General features: G+C 33.4%; 17 protein-coding genes, 2 tRNA genes and 2 rRNA genes. 10 read left to right on the top strand and 11 right to left on the bottom strand.

All coding sequences use genetic code 11. From position 1 onward, the window contains the following. Positions 1-25 precede the first annotated feature (25 nt). Together J9309_RS06210 and J9309_RS06205 are read right to left on the bottom strand one after the other, a co-directional pair. Positions 26-1,282, bottom strand: a complete 1,257-nt coding sequence (locus tag J9309_RS06210) for a D-alanyl-D-alanine carboxypeptidase/D-alanyl-D-alanine-endopeptidase (RefSeq protein WP_230477683.1) — start codon at positions 1,280-1,282, stop codon at positions 26-28. Beyond that, positions 1,282-2,181 carry a mechanosensitive ion channel family protein gene (locus J9309_RS06205; protein WP_230477682.1) on the bottom strand — a complete coding sequence of 300 codons (900 nt, stop codon included), beginning with the start codon at positions 2,179-2,181 and terminating at the stop codon, positions 1,282-1,284. The genes J9309_RS06210 and J9309_RS06205 overlap by 1 nt, the downstream gene beginning before the upstream one ends. A gap of 158 nt (positions 2,182-2,339) precedes the next feature. Between J9309_RS06205 and J9309_RS06200 the strand changes: the two genes are divergently transcribed. From J9309_RS06200 to J9309_RS06155, 10 genes are all read left to right on the top strand, one after another. Then, complete coding sequence (locus J9309_RS06200) at positions 2,340-3,602, top strand: OmpA family protein (protein WP_230477681.1); 1,263 nt, start codon at positions 2,340-2,342, stop codon at positions 3,600-3,602. Between the two features lie 134 nt (positions 3,603-3,736). Further along, the gene (gene tgt, locus J9309_RS06195) at positions 3,737-4,867 is read left to right on the top strand and encodes a tRNA guanosine(34) transglycosylase Tgt (RefSeq protein WP_230477680.1); all 1,131 of its coding nucleotides are present in this window, start codon (positions 3,737-3,739) and stop codon (positions 4,865-4,867) included. 1 nt (position 4,868) lies between these two features. Next, on the top strand, positions 4,869-5,963 hold the full coding sequence (locus J9309_RS06190) for an LptF/LptG family permease (protein ID WP_262897287.1): 1,095 nt from the start codon (positions 4,869-4,871) through the stop codon (positions 5,961-5,963). A 218-nt stretch (positions 5,964-6,181) separates the two neighbouring features. After that, positions 6,182-8,104, top strand: coding sequence for a threonine--tRNA ligase (thrS, locus tag J9309_RS06185; protein ID WP_230477678.1), 1,923 nt, complete (start codon positions 6,182-6,184; stop codon positions 8,102-8,104). A 59-nt stretch (positions 8,105-8,163) separates the two neighbouring features. Beyond that, positions 8,164-8,673: a translation initiation factor IF-3 gene (infC, locus tag J9309_RS06180; protein WP_230477849.1), complete on the top strand. Its 510-nt coding sequence runs from the start codon at positions 8,164-8,166 to the stop codon at positions 8,671-8,673. A 57-nt stretch (positions 8,674-8,730) separates the two neighbouring features. Continuing rightward, entirely contained in the window at positions 8,731-8,928 is a 198-nt protein-coding gene (gene rpmI / locus J9309_RS06175; protein ID WP_230477677.1) for a 50S ribosomal protein L35, read from the top strand. Positions 8,929-9,036: 108 nt separating this feature from the next. Continuing rightward, entirely contained in the window at positions 9,037-9,381 is a 345-nt protein-coding gene (gene rplT, locus J9309_RS06170) for a 50S ribosomal protein L20 (RefSeq protein WP_230477676.1), read from the top strand. Positions 9,382-9,471: 90 nt separating this feature from the next. Continuing rightward, positions 9,472-10,137, top strand: coding sequence for a phosphatase PAP2 family protein (locus J9309_RS06165; RefSeq protein WP_230477675.1), 666 nt, complete (start codon positions 9,472-9,474; stop codon positions 10,135-10,137). Next, positions 10,124-10,906 (top strand): nitrilase-related carbon-nitrogen hydrolase, encoded by a 783-nt coding sequence (locus J9309_RS06160; RefSeq protein WP_230477674.1) that lies wholly within the window; start codon positions 10,124-10,126, stop codon positions 10,904-10,906. The genes J9309_RS06165 and J9309_RS06160 overlap by 14 nt, the downstream gene beginning before the upstream one ends. A 20-nt stretch (positions 10,907-10,926) precedes the next feature. After that, entirely contained in the window at positions 10,927-11,334 is a 408-nt protein-coding gene (locus tag J9309_RS06155; protein WP_230477673.1) for a hypothetical protein, read from the top strand. 38 nt (positions 11,335-11,372) lie between these two features. Here J9309_RS06155 and J9309_RS06150 read toward each other — a convergent pair whose 3' ends face one another. The 9 genes from J9309_RS06150 to J9309_RS06110 all read right to left on the bottom strand — a co-directional run bounded on the left by J9309_RS06150 (position 11,373) and on the right by J9309_RS06110 (position 20,214). Beyond that, entirely contained in the window at positions 11,373-12,986 is a 1,614-nt protein-coding gene (locus J9309_RS06150) for an NAD(P)-binding protein (protein WP_230477672.1), read from the bottom strand. Then, a complete protein-coding gene (locus tag J9309_RS06145) occupies positions 12,964-14,490 on the bottom strand; it encodes a polyamine aminopropyltransferase (protein WP_230477671.1) in 1,527 nt (508 codons plus the stop codon). The genes J9309_RS06150 and J9309_RS06145 overlap by 23 nt, the downstream gene beginning before the upstream one ends. Further along, a complete protein-coding gene (locus tag J9309_RS06140) occupies positions 14,483-14,701 on the bottom strand; it encodes a DUF350 domain-containing protein (RefSeq protein WP_230477670.1) in 219 nt (72 codons plus the stop codon). Before J9309_RS06140 ends, J9309_RS06145 begins: the two co-directional genes overlap by 8 nt. Before the next feature lie 12 nt (positions 14,702-14,713). Further along, complete coding sequence (locus J9309_RS06135) at positions 14,714-16,123, bottom strand: hypothetical protein (protein ID WP_230477669.1); 1,410 nt, start codon at positions 16,121-16,123, stop codon at positions 14,714-14,716. Between the two features lie 3 nt (positions 16,124-16,126). After that, positions 16,127-16,486, bottom strand: coding sequence for an S-adenosylmethionine decarboxylase family protein (locus J9309_RS06130; protein WP_230477668.1), 360 nt, complete (start codon positions 16,484-16,486; stop codon positions 16,127-16,129). A gap of 279 nt (positions 16,487-16,765) precedes the next feature. Then, a 5S ribosomal RNA gene (rrf, locus tag J9309_RS06125) occupies positions 16,766-16,873 on the bottom strand. A gap of 155 nt (positions 16,874-17,028) precedes the next feature. After that, a 23S ribosomal RNA gene (locus J9309_RS06120) occupies positions 17,029-19,808 on the bottom strand. 239 nt (positions 19,809-20,047) lie between these two features. Beyond that, positions 20,048-20,124, bottom strand: a tRNA-Ala gene (locus tag J9309_RS06115). 16 nt (positions 20,125-20,140) lie between these two features. Beyond that, positions 20,141-20,214: transfer RNA gene (locus J9309_RS06110), tRNA-Ile, on the bottom strand. Positions 20,215-20,247: the final 33 nt, after the last annotated feature.

Here is a 20,247-nt window from a genome sequence, read left to right as displayed (position 1 = left end):
TAAACTGAGGCGTTTTTTTTTATATTTAAAAATTATCGCGAACTAATCGTAACAATTTTTCATTTTCATTCCTAACCCAAGACGGATCTTTCACCACATTATTATTCATCATACTAAATATTAATGTTTTTCCGGTTTTAGTTTTTAAATAACCACTTAATGTAACTGTGTTAGACAATGTTCCGGTTTTAGCGAACACATAAGGCTGCAACGAATCTTTGTATCTATTTTTTATTGTTCCAGTTTTACCACCAACAGGGAAAATAGAAAACAATCTATCTTCAGAAAAATCTGTATATAATTTCTCTAGAACTTGCACCATGTTTTGAGGTGTAAAAAGATTATACCTCGATAAACCTGAACCATCATTCCAAATTGGTTTTTGTTTTAAGTCTGTTAAATATTTAGATGTAATCGTTTTAATTGTCTGAGCCGAACTTAATTTTCCGTTCATCGTACTTGATGATAATATCAATAAATGTTCAGCCAAAAAATTATCACTTTCCTCCATCATTTCCTTATATACCTTATCTGAAGAAGCACTATAAAACACCGCAGCTGGAAGTGGCAATGGCGCTTTTGTCATTTCTACTGGTTTACCAATAATTTCTGTAATCGCCTCTCTAATCACATCTTCTTTTACGATAAATGGAACTTTTACCGATGAAGATTTTTTACCAATATAAAATTGATTTTCATAAAAATCACGAGGTTCTTGAACTTCTTTTATGGCTGTTTTTTCTTTAAAAATTGAAGGAAAAGTATTCAAATAATTTCCATTTTTAGTAATTGTTACTAAATTTTCATTGATTGGAAACTGACTTCTTTCTGGCGAATAATTTTTTCTAAAATCATCCCATGTCCAACCTGGCAAAAAAGATTCTTCATCAAAATTATTCCAATGAAAAACGATTTTAGTTCCGTTATTTTTTAAAAATTGTAAAACCTTAGGATTTTTAAACTTCGGGTGCATAAAAGTTGGATCACCAGTTCCTTCGATATGCAATTCATCACCTTTCAAAACATATTTAAAAGCCGGAATAGAATCCGACAAAGTTTTCATTGCGGCATATAAAGTGAATATTTTTGTATTAGAAGCCGGTGTAAAATATTTATTTCCATTATGATTAAAAATTTCTTTTTTCTCTAAAGGATCGTATAAATAAAAACCCGTAAAATGCGTTTGATAAAAATCACCATCTAAGTGTTTTTGCAACAAATCTGTTTGAGCAAAAAGTAAATGTGAAATTAAAATAAATATAAAGCTACAAGCCTTCTTCATTATGATTTATTTAAGTTTGGCGTAGTAGACTCGTCAGAATTTCTAACAATCATTTCTGTATGAGGATACGGAATTGAGATGTGGTTATGATCTAATGCATATTTTATATTACGATGTAATTTCCAGTAAGCAGACCAATAATTTTCAGATTTTACCATACATCTAATCGCTAAATTTACACTACTATCTGCAAACTCTAATATTTCTACCGTTTTACTTTGGTCTTGTTCAACTAATTCTTCTTTATTAATCGCATCCATAATCACTTTCTGAGCTGTATCAAAATCATCGTCGTAAGAAATTCCAATATTTACGTCTAATCTTCTAAATTCATTTGTAGAGTAATTTACAATCGGGTTGTTAAAAAGATTTCCGTTTGGCAAAGTAATTACTTGACCTTTCGCCGTATTTAAAACCGTATTTAAAATACTAATTGATTTTACAGTTCCTTCATTTCCTTGAGAAACGATATAATCTCCCACTTTGAAAGGTTTAAAAATTAAGATTAAAATTCCAGCTGCAAAATTAGATAAGGAACCTTGTAAAGCTAAACCAACCGCTAAACCAATACCACCAATAGCTGCAATTAAACCTGAGGCGTTTAAACCAAGTCTATCTACAACAAACATGATAATCATTACTTTTAATACAATATTAATTATTGGAATCAAAAAAGTTCGGATTGAAGGATCCACATCCCTAACAATCATACGGTTATTAATGAGATTTTTTAATTTTGTAGATAACCAAAATCCGACTACAAGAGTTAATATTGCCGAAACTAAACTCCAACCAATTTCACTTCCTTTTGTAATTAAAAAATTGGTAATGTATTCAACTTCTTTTAGTGGAGTTGCTATTACATCCTCTAAGCTATCAATCTTTTCTTGTGTTGCCATAGTATTGTCTTTATTTAGTTTATGATGGTAAATGTAAAATTTTATAAAAAAATACGAATACTATTCTAATGATAATTTGTACTTATAAATTTGAATAGACTTTTGTGATTGGCACAATATTAGATACGTAACTAACTTATAACCAAAACTTTTACACTATGTCTATTAACATCATTGACTTGGCAAAACAGTACTTAACACCAAGCACAATCTCACAAGTATCTCAAGAAGTTGGAGAAAGCGAATCGACAGTAAGCAAAGCAATCAACGCATTTGTTCCAATTATCTTGGGCGGATTAGTTGAAAAAAACTCTAGCGCAGGTGGGTTATTACACTCACTAAAATCATTCGGAGCATCAAAAGGATTAAATTCATTATCCACAACAACCGAAACTTCTCCTGTATTAAATACAATTCTTAATACAATATTTGGTTCATCTAAATCAACAATTATTGATAAAGTAGCATCATTCGCTGGATTATCTTCAGATTCTTCTTCAAAGTTATTTAACGTAGCATCAGAAGCTGTTTTAGGATCAGTTGGTAAATATGCTAGCGACCATAATTTAGGTGAATCTGAATTTTCTAGTCTTTTAGATGTTGGAAAATCTTCTTTATTATCTTTAATTCCTGCTGGTTTAGGTTTAGGATCATTAGGATTAGGAAGTATTTTCGGTTCTGATCGAATTGAAACTCCGAAAGTAGAAGCTCCAAAAGTGGAAACATACACAAGAAAAGTTGAAACTGAAGAGAACATTAAACCGTACGTTACGCCAACATACGAAGAAGAAAACAAATCTAGTATTTGGAAATGGTTACTACCATTATTACTATTATTGTTAGGTGGATATTTGATTTGGCATTTCCTTAAAAAACCTAAAACTGAAGTAGAAACTACCAACACACAAGTTGAAAATGTAGATACAGTTACTACAACAGTTGTAACTCCAACAATTGGAGATATTAATCTTGATGGTGTAAATTTAAAAGGATATGTCGGAGGATTTGAAGAGCAATTAATTTCTTTTATCAAATCTCCTGAATATGCTAATGCAACGGAAGATCAATTAAAAGAAAAATGGTTTAATTTTGATAATGTAAACTTCGTTTTTGGTACTACTGATCAATTAGAAGAAGGTTCTCAAGTTCAATTAGAAAACTTATCTCAAATCTTAAAAAAATATCCTGATGCAAAAATAAAAATTGGTGCTTACACAGACAAAGTTGGTGACGATGCAAATAACAAAGCATTATCTCAGAAACGTTCTAATTTCATCAAAGCTGAATTAGAAAAATTAGGTGTTGGTGCACAAGTGATAGGTGCTGAAGGTTACGGTGAAGAATTTGCAGTTGTTGATGAAGGTGCTTCTGACGAAGAAAGAGCTTCAGATCGTAAAATGTCTGTTAGATTTTCAAAATAATTGATTAATCTTACGTTTAATTTAACTTGATAAATATAAATTAAGGAGTAATGCGATGCATTACTCCTATTTTTTTATTAAAATTTCACTTTGGTAAAGTATATGAACACAAACAATTAATATCTTTGCACACTATGAAATTTTCAATTGATAAAAAAGACAATTTTTCAAAGGCGAGAGCTGGAGTTTTAGAAACCGATCATGGTACTATACAAACTCCTATTTTTATGCCTGTTGGTACAGTTGGTACAGTAAAAGCTGTTCATCAACGCGAACTAGAAGAAGACATTAAAGCACAAATTATCTTAGGAAACACGTATCATTTATACTTACGTCCTGGTACAGATATTTTACATAGAGCTGGTGGATTACACAAATTCATGAACTGGTCTAAACCAATCTTAACAGATTCTGGTGGATTCCAAGTATTCTCTTTGGCTTCTAGCCGAAAGAAATCTGAAGAAGGTGTAAAATTTAAATCACACATTGATGGATCTTACCACATGTTTACTCCAGAAAAATCAATGGAAATCCAACGTTACATTGGTGCTGATATTTTTATGGCTTTTGATGAATTAACTGGAATTCCTGCAAAATACCACGACGCGAAACGTGCCATGCATGTAACACACCGTTGGTTAGAACGTTGTAAAACTTGGTTAGATAATAATCCTGAATATTACGGACACAAACAATCTTTATTCCCTATTGTTCAAGGAAACGATTTTAAAGATTTACGTCAAGAATCTGCAAAATACATCGCTGATTTTGGTGCTGATGGAAACGCGATTGGTGGTTTATCTGTTGGTGAGCCAGAACCGATTATGTACGAAATGACTGATATCGTTACTGAAATTTTACCTCAAGAAAAGCCTCGTTATTTAATGGGAGTTGGAACTCCTTGGAATATTATTGAATGTATTGCCTTAGGTGTGGATATGTTTGATTGTGTTATGCCAACACGTAACGCTCGTAATGCGATGTTATTTACTTGGAATGGTGTCATTAACATTAAAAATGCAAAATGGAAAGATTGTTATGAACCTTTAGACCCTTCAGGAACAAGTTATGTAGATAGCTATTACTCAAAAGCGTATGTACGTCACTTATTTAACGCACAAGAATCTTTAGGAAAACAAATTGCATCTATCCACAACTTAGCCTTCTATTTAGATTTGGTTAGAGTTGCAAGAGAACATATCTTAGCAGGAGATTTTGCACAATGGAAAGAACAAATTGTTCCTCAATTAAAACAACGACTATAGTTTGAAAATTCTTGATAAATACATAGCTCGAAACTTTATTGGTACATTTATTTTCATGGTACTGATTCTTGTTTCTATAGCAATAGTTATAGATTTAAGCCAGAAACTAGCACGTATCAATGACAGTGGTTCTACTGCTACAGAAGCAATTTTATACTTTTATCCTTTTTGGGGTATTTGGTTAGTCAATACATTTTTACCTGTAGCTGTATTTATTTCGGTAATATATTTTACATCTCGTTTAACAGATCAAACAGAAATAGTAAGTGTATTGGCTGGTGGTATCAGTTTTTATCGTTTTACATTGCCTTATATATGGGTCGCTTTATTTTTAGCAGGTTCAGCAATGTTAATGAATAATTTAGTTTTACCATGGGCTAATATCAAGAAAAACTCTTATCAATACGAGCATTTATTAAATTCTCGAGACAGAGAAGAATATTACAAAAGACAACGTGTAGGATCACAAATTTCTGCCAACGAATTTGTATTTATTGATAGTTATGATCGTATAGAAAAATTAGGAAATTCATTTACATATCAAAAATTTGATTCAGTCGTTTTAAAAGAGCAAATCATCGCATCTGCTTTTGATTGGAATGAAGAAGAGAAAGTTTATGATTTACGAAATGTATATATCAGAACAATTAATCCTGACCATACAGAAAAGTTACAATATTTACCAAATTTAAAAAGAAAACTTGCTGCAACACCTGACGAAATTTTACCCGAAGGCTATGTAGCGGAAACTATGAATACGGTGGAATTAAAAAACTTTATCGAAAGTCAGAAAATGAAAGGTTCTGCTAATGTTAATGGTTATCAAAACGAATTAAATGCGCGTATCGCTAATCCATTTTCAACATTTATTTTAACAATTTTAGCTTTATCGCTATCATCAACTAAAAGACGTGGTGGAATCGGAATTAACCTTGCGGTCGGAATTACATTAGCATTTATTTACATCTTCTTTACTCAGATTACATCTACATTTTCAGAGAAAGGCTATGTTTCACCATTTATCGCTGCTTGGATTCCAAACATCTGTTTTGGTTCATTAACCTTATATTTATATTTGAAAAGAGCTAGATCTTAGATATTTAGAAAAAATAAAACTCAATCCTGTTCAATATCGAACAGGATTTTTTTTAATTAATAATTTCAGAAATACAATTTATCAAGGGATAAAAAATTTAGTAAAAAAAACCTTCGTATTCTAATTCTGATAATTAGTATCAAATCAATTATTTAAAAATTTTTAATGCTTACATATAATTCGTAATTTTGCACTTTAATTAATCGTATATAGGACAAATGATAAATGTATCTCTTCCTGATGGAAGCGTAAGACAGTATGAGAGTGGCATTACTCCAATGGGAGTAGCACAAAGCATTAGCGAAGGATTAGCGCGTAATGTAATTTCGGCATTAGTAAATGATAAACAAGTTGAGGTAACAACCCCAATTACCGAAGATGCTACAATCAAATTATTAACCTGGAACGATGATTTAGGAAAACAAGCTTTTTGGCATTCATCTGCCCACTTATTAGCACAGGCAATTGTAGAATTCTACCCTAATGCAAAATTAACAATCGGACCGGCTATTGAAAACGGTTTCTATTATGATGTAGATTTCGGTGATGAGAAATTTACCGAAACTGATTTTGCGAAAGTAGAAAAAGCAATGTTGGAGAATGCTAAGAAGAAAGCTGAATTCAAATTATATCCAGTATCTAAAGCTGAAGCATTAGAAACATATAAAGACAACGAATACAAAACAGAATTAATTTCTAACTTAAATGACGGAGAAATTACATTTTGTACACATGATAACTTCACAGATTTATGTCGTGGAGGTCACATCCCACACACAGGAATTGTAAAAGCTGCAAAAATTTTAAATGTTGCTGGAGCATACTGGAGAGGTGATGAGAAAAACAAAATGTTAACTCGTGTTTATGGAATTACTTTCCCTAAACAAAAAGATTTAACTGATTATTTAACTTTATTAGAAGAAGCTAAAAAACGTGATCACCGTAAATTAGGTAAAGAATTAGGTTTATTTGCGTTCTCTGAGAAAGTTGGTCAAGGTTTACCTTTATGGTTACCAAAAGGTGCTGCTTTAAGAAGAAAATTAGAAAATTTCTTATTAAAAGAGCAAACAAAGATGGGTTATGAAATGGTTGTAACTCCACACATTGGTCAAAAAGAATTATACGTAACTTCAGGTCACTATGCAAAATATGGTGCGGATTCATTCCAACCAATTCATACACCAAACGAAGGCGAAGAATTCTTATTAAAACCAATGAACTGTCCACACCACTGTGAAATTTTTAAAACTTCACAATGGTCTTACCGCGATTTACCAAAACGTTATGCAGAATTCGGAACAGTTTACCGTTACGAACAATCTGGAGAATTACATGGTTTAACTCGTGTTCGTGGATTTACTCAAGATGATGCGCACTTATTCTGTACAGCAGATCAATTATTAGAAGAATTCAAAAAAGTAATTGATTTAGTATTATACGTTTTCAGAAACTTAGGATTTGATAACTATTCAGCTCAAATCTCATTACGTGATCCTGAAAACAAAGAAAAATACATTGGTACAGATGAAAACTGGGAAAAAGCTGAACAAGCAATTATCACAGCTGCATCAGAAAAAGGTTTACCAACTGTTGTTGAATACGGTGAAGCGGCATTCTACGGACCTAAATTAGATTTCATGGTTAAAGATGCTTTAGGACGTAAATGGCAATTAGGAACTATCCAAGTAGATTATAATTTACCAGAACGTTTCGATTTAACATACATTGGATCTGATAACGAAAAACACAGACCAGTAATGATTCACCGTGCTCCTTTCGGATCTATGGAACGTTTCATTGCTATCTTGTTAGAAAATACAGCAGGAAATTTACCATTATGGTTAACTCCAGATTTATACACGATTTTACCAATTAGTGAAAAATATGTGGAATATGGAGAAAAAGTATTAAATTTGCTGGCTGAAGAAGAAATTAACGGATTGATTGACAGTAGAAATGAGAAAACTGGAAAGAAAATTCGTGATGCTGAGATGAAGAAGATTCCATTCATGTTAGTTATCGGTGAAAAAGAAGCCGAAAACGGTACAATTTCTGTACGTAAACATGGAGAAGGTGATTTAGGTGAAATGACTGTAGAGCAGTTCATCAACTTTATCAAAGAAGAAACAAAATTAAAATAATTTAAAAACAGAATACTATCGCAATTAGAAGAAAAGGCGGCAGAGGACCAGCCAGAGTAATTAAGGAAGATCAACACAAGATCAATGATAAGATTGACGTTGCAGAAGTGCGCGTTGTCGGAGAAGGTATAGAGGCTGGTGTTTACCCAATCGCTAAAGCTTTAGAGTTAGCTCAAGAGCAGAATTTGGATTTGGTAATGATCAGTGAAAAAGCCATTCCACCTGTTTGTCGTATCGTAGAGTACAAAAAGTTCTTATACGAGCAAAAAAAGAAAGAGAAAGAGTTAAAAACTAAACAACAAAAAGTTGTCGTGAAAGAAATTCGTTTTGGTCCTCAGACTGATGATCATGATTACGAATTTAAAAAACGTCACGCAAAAGCTTTCTTAGAAGAAGGGTCTAAATTAAAAGCCTACGTTTTCTTTAAAGGTCGTTCGATTATCTTTAAAGATCAAGGAGAGATCTTATTATTACGTTTAGCTCAAGAACTTGAAGAAGTTGGAAAAGTTGAACAAATGCCTAAATTAGAAGGTAAAAGAATGATTATGATGATGGGACCTAAAAAATAATTTTAGGTTTCATCTCCAAAATATAAAACGTTTTAATTTTAAATACAATTTGTAATCATGCCAAAATTAAAAACAAAATCTGGAGCGAAAAAACGTTTCAAATTAACAGGAACTGGTAAAATTAAAAGAAAACACGCTTTTAAAAGCCACATCTTAACTAAAAAAGAGACTAAACAAAAACGTAACTTAACTCAAACAGGATTAGTTGATGCTGCTGATGTTAAGTCTGTAAAGTCTCAATTAGCTTTAAGATAATCCAATTTAGATAAGAGAAATCTTATCTGGTTTATTAATTCATTATTTAACCCTGTTGATGGGCCTTAAAGTAGAGTAATCTCGCCCACATCAAAAAAATTAAAAATTATGCCAAGATCAGTAAATGCTGTAGCGTCAAGAGCGCGTAGAAAAAGAGTTTTAAAACTTGCTAAAGGATATTTCGGAAGACGTAAAAACGTTTGGACTGTTGCTAAAAATGCAGTAGAAAAAGGTTTACAATACGCTTACCGTGATAGACGTCAAAAGAAAAGAAATTTCCGTGCGTTATGGATTCAAAGAATTAACGCAGGTGCAAGATTACACGGAATGTCTTATTCTCAATTCATGGGAGCTACTAAAAAGGCAGGTATCGAATTAAACCGTAAAGTATTAGCGGATTTAGCGATGAACCACCCAGAAGCTTTCAAAGCAATCGTAGAAAAAGTAAAATAATTTAACTTATATAATTAAAACGTTTTAAAACTTGGCTTTTGCCAAGTTTTTTTTTATTCATAATTTTGATAGCACACCAATTAAAATTACATGAATTCTAAGGATTTAATCCAAAACATTTGGCCATTCTTCATTGTCTTTTTCTGCTACAATTTTATAGCATTAGCTATGACACAATATTTTGGCCGAGATGATTTTCATTTAATCGTAAATCAATTTCATACTCCATTTTTAGACACTTTCTTTAAATTTTATACCGATTACGGTACAACAGGTTTCCTTTTTGTACTTATTACATACATCGCATATAAAAGCAATTGGATAACGTTAGGTTATGCATTAATAACTGAAGGTATTGCTTCTTTGATCAATACATTGGTAAAGAAAACGTATTTTAAACACGTACATCGACCATCATATTATTTCAATCAAAAACATATCGATTTATATTTAATTGAAGGTGATCGATTACAAATTCCTTACACATTTCCATCAGGACACACATTGTTGGCGGTTATAATTGCAATGACATTATGTACCATGATAAAAAATAGAGTCTTACAATTTATCATTGCACTGCATTTCCCTCTGATTGCATTCAGCCGAATTTACTTATCTAAACACTTTGCAATTGATACAATTGGTGGTGCTATGCTTGGTTTCTTCACTTTTATTTTAGTATATTATATCTTAAATAATTTAAATAAAGACTTTCTTTACAAACCCATAATTAAACGAAAAAATGCAGCAGGATAAAAAATTAAAAATAAGCCTAATTCAGTACGATGTAATTTGGGAAGATGCAAAAGCTAACCACGATTATTTAGATAAAATCTTAGAAAATCATCAAACAGATATAATTCTTTTACCAGAAATGTTTGCTTCAGGATTTTCGATGGCTGTAGATCAGATAGGTGAAAAACCTTTCGGACCAACATTTCAATGGATGGAACAAAAAGCGAAAGAGTTAAATTGTGCTGTTGCAGGAAGTGTATCTACGTTAGAAAATGATAAATATTTTAATCGTTTTTACTTCGTAACACCAAATAGTGGGATTTATATGTACGATAAAAAACACTTATTTTCTTATGGGAAAGAAGCCACAGTTTACTCTGCTGGAGATAAAATTGTAACGATTGAATACAAAGGTTGGAAAATTAGACCAATTGTTTGTTACGATCTACGTTTCCCAGTTTGGATTCGCAATACAGAAGAAAATCCGTACGATTTATTGCTGTGTAATGCAAGTTGGCCTAAAGCTCGTCGAGAAGCATGGATTACGCTTTTAAAAGCGCGTGCGATGGAAAACATGGCGTATGTAGCCGGAGTAAATAGAACGGGAATTGATGGCTATGATTTAGAATATAAAGGCGATTCTCATTTGTTTGATACCTTGGGAGAAGATTTAGAAGTCATAAATTCTCATCCCGAAATCTTACAATTCGAAATTGATAAAGAAAAACAAGATAAAACACGTAAACATTTTAATTTCTTAAATGATCGTGATTCCTTTTATTTTGGTTAAATAATAGCTCTTATTGTAATATGAAGATTATTAAATTTCTATCAAAATATTTTGTTTTTGTATGTCTAAGTTTTGTTGCATTATATATCTTCTTGAATAATTATTTTGATAATGCAACTCAAGAAAATTATAGATATAGTATTGCTACTTTGACTAAAACAACTAGTAAAGGTAAAGGTGGATGGGGAAATGAGTATAATTATATTTTCAAAAATTCTACTGAAAAAGGAAGAGATAATATTACAGAAGACAGTGTTGAATATTATAAATCAAAAATAGGTTCTACATTCTTAATTAAGATTCATTCAAATAAATGGGTTAATAGGTATTTTTTTACAAGTCGAATTTATATCAATAAACCTGCTCCAGACAATATAAAAGAAGCTCCATCAGAAGGGTGGAAAGAATTACCCAAATGGGCAAAATAATAGCTCAACTTTTGGTTGAGCTTTATATACATTTAAGATTATATATTTTTCATCACTTCATCCGCTGTATCCAACCCTTGATAAAACGCTTCTTCAAAAATCGATATTCCACTTAGATCTGAATGTGCAAAGAAAATTTGATTGTTGATGTTTTTCTTTAATTCTGATTTTTCTTTCGAGAATAAAAATCCTTTTGTTGGACTTATCATTCCGTGACCACGGCGAAAAATCTCAATTGATTCAATGTATTTATCAATAGTATAATGCGCTTTTGACAAATCTTCGATGATGATTTTTTTCCAATCTTCATCATTCATCTCATACATTTTACGTCTTAATTGATTCAAATCATCGCCTTCCAAACTATGAAAATAGGTAATTACAAAAGGACTTTTAAATTGTCCCAATGATTGATGCTGGGCATAAATATATCCTAAACCATTTCCGTCATGTATTACATTATCCCAAGCCAAAGGAACACCGTCAGCAATAGGAAAACGTTTTAAAACGATCGTCGCAATTATCCATGGTGCATAGTGGAAAGATTTTGTTGTTTCTTTACGATTTGGAAGCAAATATTGATTGACAAATTGTGGAGCGCAATTTATTACCTTTTTAGCTTTAATGATTTTTGATTGATTCGATTTCTCATCATAAACCAAACATTCAACGTGCGTATCTTTCGAATTAATTTGATAAACTAAATGCTGATTCAATGTTTTTTCTTTCGCATATTTGGATAGATGATTTACCAATCGTTGATTCCCTTCTTGCCACGTTAAAACTAAACCATCATAGGTTTTGAAATCGTGTTTACGAGCAGCGAAATAATGAATTCCAGCAAATGCAGAAGTTTGTTTAATTCCTGTTCCATAATCATCACGGCAACAATAATTCACATATATAAATAGATTTTTAGAAGTGAATTTTTCTTGAATCAACCATTCTTCCATCGATAAATTATCTAACTTAAAATATGAATGTTGTTTTGAAGAATTTCTCATCGGAATATCAAAAACATACAAATCATCTTCCCCTTTTAATAAAGTGAATTCATTCATTATTTTGAAAAATAAATCAAATTCATCTTTTTCTTTTTGATCTAATCCATAACGAGGAATCAAACCATCTTGCCAATAATTTTTAATAAATAATCGTTCGTGAGGTGCGTAGGTTAGTTGTTCTTCATCAAAAATAGGTTGATTATTTTCGTCAGAATTTCGAATAATTTTTTCCTCTGAAAGGAAATCTAAAATTTCCAGATTCGAAGCATTCGGAATTGGCAAATAATGCGCACCTAATGGATATTTAGAATATTCATTTTCTCCACCTGTTGAATTTCCACCTACTTTTTCTTCTAATTCTAATAATAAAAAATCATTAAATCCTTTTTGACTTAATCGGCGCGCAGCAGATAAACCTGCAATTCCACCACCTATTATTAAAATAGAAGTTTCGATTTCTGAAGTTGGTTTAGGGAAATTAGGAAATCTAAGTCGATGACCTAAAATATGATTCGTTCCGGTTAACTTCAAAAACAAATCATTTCCTTTCTTTTTACACGCATTTAGAAAAGTTAATCCAATGGTAAAAAGTGCAGATTGTTTAATAAAATCTCGTCTCGACCAATTAGATTTTACTCCATTCTTCATCAAAATAACGTACTAAAATTTGATTATCTAAACGATTAATTTCAACTTCACGAGGAGCAATATCATCAGGAAAATCTGTTAATTTTTTAAAATCGTAATCATAATATTTTAATCCTTCAACTTTATTCACCACTCGATTCAGATTGATCTTCATTTCAGGTGAAAACAACGTAAATCCCCATTCACCAAAAGAAGGAACATAGGTATGATAAGCTTGATTATTTGGGAAAATAGAACCAATTGTTTCATTGACACACCAAAAAGATTTTGGCGCAAAATAAGGAGAAGTCGTTTGCACAGCAACCACAGCTTGTGAATCTAAACTTTGCATTAAACTACGATAAAAAGTTGTTGTGTATAATTTTCCTAAACTGTAATTCGATGGATCCGGAAAATCGATAATAACAACGTCAAATTTCTTGGTATTGTTTTTTATCCAAATAAATGCATCTGTATTGATAACCGTTGTACGCGGATCGTTTAAAGTATTTTTATTATAATCGACTAATATTTCGTTGGTTTTGAAAAGATCTGTCATTCCTTCATCTAAATCGACCAAGGTAATTTCTTTTACTTGTGGATATTTATAAACTTCGCGTGCAGCCAATCCATCACCACCTCCCAAAATTAAAACACGTTCTGGATTTTTAGTTGCAGCCATCGCTGGATGTACTAAAACTTCGTGATAACGATATTCGTCTTTCGTATTGAATTGTAAATTATTGTTTAAAAATAATTGATAATCGCCTTTATTTTCGGTTAAAACGATGCGTTGATAGGTGGTAGAATGTTCGTAAATGATTCGATTCGCGTACAGTTGATTTTCAGAATATTTTAAAATATCATTAGAGTAAACTAATAAAATAATTAAAATTAATAAACTCGCGAAAGATTTTAATTTCAGTTGTTTTGGTTTAACCAATTCTTCTTTTAGATAGAAACACAAAACGATTCCGACCAAAGTATTTATTATTCCGAAAAATAAAGAGGTTCCCATCACACCTAATTTTGGTAATAATAAAATGGGAAATAATACTGAGGCGATTAAAGCACCAATATAATCGAAAGTGAAAACATTGGAAATTAATTCACGAAATTCTACTCGATCTTTTAAAATACTCATCAACAGAGGAATTTCCATACCAGCTAAACATCCTGTTAAAAAAACAAAGAAGTAAAGCAAAAACTGAAAATGTTCGACATGTTGAAATAATAAAAATAAAATAACCGCGCTTGAACCACCTATTATACCAATTAATAATTCGATTTCGATGAAACGATCAAAAATATTTTTCTTAATGAATTTAGCTAAATATGAGCCTACGCCCATGGAAAAAAGATAAATTCCTATGACAAACGAAAACTGACGAACTGAATCTCCTAATAAATAACTTGCCAATGCACCTGCTACTAATTCGTAAATTAGTCCACAAGTTGAAATAATAAACACGGCAACAAGAAGAAATATTTCGAAATGTTTTTGTTTCGTTATTTTTTTATCCATGAATCGCTGCCGCAATGATAATTGAGATTCCTAAAATCATAGATCCAAAAACAATTGCTAAAGCCATGTTTTTGTTTTCTACGATTTCTTTCCATGATTTTTCTGGCGTTAAACGTTCCATTATCCAATAAGCAACCAATAAAACAGCAACTCCGATAATTGAATAAACAATTGAAGCGATGATTCCTTTATAAAATAATTCTAATTCCATAGTTTTTAATTTTTATTTGTGTCCAGATCCGTCTGTACTATAACTCCTGTAATAATGCGTACGCGAACCTGTGTATGTATGATCTTCTAAATAATTAAGAGAAGTTGAAGTTGTACATTCTTCTAAATAATTGATGTAAATGTTATAAGCTGTAAATAAAATTAACCCTCCAATAATGATATATTTTAATTGATAAAGCTTCAAAATATCATCGTAGCTTACATGTGTTAAATTGCTATAAAATGGATTACCATCAATTAGAAATTTATTATTGTAAATTAAATAACCTATTAAAAATAGTATTCCAAGAGCTACAATAAGTGGTAAATAACGAATATCGCCATGCATTAAACGATAATCAATATTATAATCAATGGGTTGATTTAAGTTAGAACTTGTTTCAAAAACCATGTGATAAGTTCCTGCAGGAATTTTACAAAATTCTACGGTTACACCACTCGCGTAATTGATGTTATTATCATAATGAACTAACATTTTTGATTCCCTAACTTCATTGGTCGTTTCGTTTACCAATTTCACCCATAGATTCAAATCTTTATTATTTGTTTCAGAAATACCATCAAAGATTAATTTTTTAGTATTTCCTGTAAGTTTAAAACTTTGACCTATAAATTGATTTGAAGTTTCAGCAGATGTAAATTTTTCCTCAATATTCACTTTTTGCTTACGAAGATTATTAAGATTAATCAACATAAAAATGAAAACAAGAACAACAGCTAATAATCCAAATAATTTAAAAAATAATAACTGTGCATCTGTTCCTATATAACCGACAGATTTAGCATTTTTAAAATAATTTCGGAATTGATCAATAGACAAATAGGCACCAGAATAAAATTCTTTTTTTCCATCAATAAGCTCTTCTGAGATAAATTTATTTTCGTTAGAAGTATTGATATACGTGGAATTTGTCGTTGCTCCATTTAAATCTTCAAATACAAAACCGACTGCATTGATTACTTTACATTTATCAATGAAAGTCAGATTATATTTATGTCTAGATAATTTTACGGTCTCCTCGTCTATAAATTCTAAATCTTTTTCATCAATTACCTGTAACTGACTAAAATAATCATACGCATGAGAAAAATAAATATCATCATCATTAGCTGATAAACCCACATATTCGTAATGCACGATACCTGAATCATCTCTGCGCTCTATTATAGTAATTATATGGTAAGTTTTATTCTTTACCCGTATTTTTTCATTTAATTCAGTTACAACACTTTTAGAAAGTTCATCAAATTTTTTGTCATATTTGAATTCAGTTCCTAAGATAAGCCCTTTATAATCTGTTTTAAAATAACTGTGACACGAAGGACAAACATAACCTTTGTAATCCTTTACTTCTACAGCAAACGATTGATTATGCTCACATTTTGGACAAACAATATTCATAGCTTAACGATTGACCAAAGTTTCATTTAAAACATCTGCTTTAAAATATTGTTTAAATGCATCACCTATTTTAAGGACTTTTTCAGTGTTATCTTTTAGATAATTACATAAATATATATCCAGAGTTAATTGATTAAATTCTGGCCATGTATGGATACATATATGAGATTCCATCAAACAAATTGCTGCTGTAAATCCATCAGTGTCGAATTGATGCGAAGAAATTCCTACAATTTGTAATTCCTCACGTAAAATTAATTCTTTAGAATATTGAATAAAACTCTCTAATGAAGTTAATAGTTCTACATCACCAACTTTTAAAGTTAATAATTGATGTAAACCAGGAGAGTAATTGTGATTCATTATTTTTTTATAGTGATTAGTAGTCAAAAATAACAAATATATTATAAATGCAAAACGTTTGTGTAGCCCTAAGATATTCTACTTCAAACAATTTTGTTGATAGTTAATTATAAAATTAAATTAATTAGATTCGAAATAGAATTAACAGTATAAATATGATGAATAATTTAGACTAATATTTTGCTTGATGAATCATATATCATCTAAAGTGAAAGATTTACGTAAAGTATAAACACAAAAAATCCCCAACCAATTAAATGATTGAGGATTCTTTTTAAAAACTGGCGGCGACCTACTCTCCCGCAATAGCAGTACCATCGGCGCTGAAAGGCTTAACTTCTCTGTTCGGAATGGGAAGAGGTGAGCCCTTTCGCTATAACCACCCTAATTTCTTAGATATTTTTATTTAGGTTTGATTCCTAATATATTATCAACATTATTAGATACTTGAATACAAGTGTTTGTTTTATTTATTTTGATACAATCCAGTACACAATTCAAATAAGATTAACTAACCTTCTCTATGACGGTTAAATTAATATTTGAAAAAGTTTATGGGTAATTAGTACTACTCGACTATGACATCACTGCCTTTACATCTATAGCCTATCAACGTGGTAGTCTGCCACGACCCTTTAAAGAAGTCTAATCTTGCGGCGAGTTTCGCACTTATATGCTTTCAGTGCTTATCTCATCCAAACGTAGCTACTCAGCGGTGCACCTGGCGGCACAACTGATACACCAGAGGTTTGTTCAACACGGTCCTCTCGTACTAGAGTCAAGTCCGCTCAAACTTCTAACGATCACAACAGATAGAGACCGAACTGTCTCACGACGTTCTGAACCCAGCTCGCGTGCCACTTTAATGGGCGAACAGCCCAACCCTTGGGACCTTCTCCAGCCCCAGGATGTGACGAGCCGACATCGAGGTGCCGAACCTCCCCGTCGATGTGAGCTCTTGGGGGAGACTAGCCTGTTATCCCCGGAGTACCTTTTATCCTTTGAGCGATGGCCCTTCCATACGGAACCACCGGATCACTATGTCCTGCTTTCGCACCTGCTCGGCTTGTTGGCCTCACAGTCAAGCACCCTTATGCCATTACACTCTACGCACGGTTACCAAGCGTGCTGAGGGTACCTTTGAAAGCCTCCGTTACTCTTTTGGAGGCGACCACCCCAGTCAAACTACCCACCATGCACTGTCCTCCCGAAGGGAGTTAGGCTCCAAGTAAATAAAGGGTGGTATTTCAACAATGACTCCACAACACCTAGCGATGCTGCTTCATAGTCTCCCACCTATCCTACACATTATTTACCCGAAGTCAATACAAAGCTATAGTAAAGGTTCACAGGGTCTTTTCGTCCCGTTGCGATTAACCGGCATCTTCACCGATACTACAATTTCACCGAGCTCATGGTTGAGACAGTGCCCAGATCGTTACACCATTCGTGCAGGTCGGAACTTACCCGACAAGGAATTTCGCTACCTTAGGACCGTTATAGTTACGGCCGCCGTTTACTGGGGCTTCAGTTAAGAGCTTCGCCGAAGCTAACCCCCTTCCTTAACCTTCCAGCACCGGGCAGGTGTCAGACCCTATACGTCATCTTTCGATTTTGCAGAGTCCTGTGTTTTTGATAAACAGTCGCCTGGGCCTTTTTACTGCGGCTGACATTACTGCCAGCGTCTCTTCTCCCGAAGTTACGAGACTATTTTGCCTAATTCCTTAACCATGACTCACTCGAGCGCCTTAGGATACTCTCCTCGACCACCTGTGTCGGTTTACGGTACGGGCTGCTTCTCTCGCTATTTCTAGGGACAATGTTCAGTGGATTATCACGCCACCCGAAGGCTTTGTGTACTATCCTTAGTTTACCTAAGTTCAACGTACTATTCCGTCAGTACGCACCACCTACGATCATCCGTCACTTTTGTTGAGAGCAGGTACGGGAATATTAACCCGTTTGCCATCCACTACCCCCTTCGGGTTCGTGTTAGGTCCCGACTAACCCTAAGCTGATTAGCATAGCTTAGGAAACCTTAGTCTTACGGCGAATAAGTTTCTCACTTATTTTATCGTTACTCATGCCTACATTTTCTTTTCTATAAACTCCACCACCCATTACCAGGTGACTTCGACGTCGATAGAATGCTCCCCTACCAGTAGTACTAATGTACTAATCCATAGCTTCGGTAATATGCTTATGCCCGATTATTATCCATGCCGGATCGCTCGACTAGTGAGCTGTTACGCACTCGTTAAATGAATAGCTGCTTCCAAGCTAACATCCTAGCTGTCTATGCAATCCAACCGCGTTTTTTCAACTTAGCATATATTTGGGACCTTAGCTGATGGTCTGGGTTCTTTCCCTCTCGGACATGGACCTTAGCACCCATGCCCTCACTGCCTAGAAACATATATTAGCATTCGGAGTTTGTCAGGAATTGGTAGGCGGTGAAGCCCCCGCATCCAATCAGTAGCTCTACCTCTAATATACTTCACTAAACGCTGCACCTAAATGCATTTCGGGGAGTACGAGCTATTTCCCAGTTTGATTGGCCTTTCACCCCTACCCACAGGTCATCCGAAGACTTTTCAACGTCAACCGGTTCGGTCCTCCACTTTGTGTTACCAAAGCTTCAACCTGCCCATGGGTAGATCACAAGGTTTCGCGTCTAATACCACTGACTGCATCGCCCTATTCAGACTCGCTTTCGCTTCGGCTCCGTACCTGAAGTACTTAACCTTGCCAGTGACATTAACTCGTAGGCTCATTATGCAAAAGGCACGCCGTCACACTTTCGTGCTCCGACCGCTTGTAGGCGTACGGTTTCAGGTTCTATTTCAACTATCTATTCGATATGCTTTTCACCTTTCCTTCACAGTACTAGTTCACTATCGGTCTTTGAGGAGTATTTAGCCTTGGAAGATGGTCCTCCCATATTCGGACAGAATTTCTCGTGTTCCGCCTTACTCGTTATCAACTATATAACCTTTTCGCTTACAGGACTATCACCCTCTTCGGTTAACCTTTCCAGGTTATTCTGCTAAAATTATAAAGTCTTTAGGGCTAATCCGCGTTCGCTCGCCACTACTTACGGAATCTCAATTGATTTCTTTTCCTATTGGTACTTAGATGTTTCAGTTCCCAACGTTCGCTCTCACTTACGTGAGTGACATGTCTTCAACATGCCGGGTTGTCCCATTCGGAAATCTACGGATTAATGCGTATGTGCCGCTCCCCGTAGCTTATCGCAGCTTATCACGTCCTTCATCGCCTCTCAAAGCCTAGGCATCCGCCGTACGCCCTTAGTAACTTTTTTCATAATTTAACCGTCATATTAATGAGCGGTTATGTTAATCTTACTCGTTTTTTGTTTAATTGTATACCTTCAATGCCGAATTAAATCGTTTATTTATTTAATTCTATATTGCTTTGATTAATTTCTTAATCTCTGTTTGATTGTATGTCGTTAACAATTTTCTTGTTATCTTTTTCTAATAATGTCAATGAACTCTTCTGCTTTTCACGAAGTTCGAATTTCGAGTTTCGTTTATAGCTTGGTGGAGAATATCGGAGTCGAACCGATGACCTCTTGCGTGCAAGGCAAGCGCTCTAGCCAGCTGAGCTAATCCCCCTCTTTATTTCTATTAGTAGTCTCAGGCAGACTCGAACTGCCGACCTCTACATTATCAGTGTAGCGCTCTAACCAGCTGAGCTATGAGACTCTTTAATACTCTTAAAGAGTGGTCTTTTGTAAT

The sequence above is a fragment of the Faecalibacter bovis genome, assembly GCF_017948305.1.
In the GTDB taxonomy this organism is placed as follows: domain Bacteria; phylum Bacteroidota; class Bacteroidia; order Flavobacteriales; family Weeksellaceae; genus Empedobacter; species Empedobacter bovis.
This window is presented reverse-complemented; position numbering and strand designations above follow the sequence as displayed.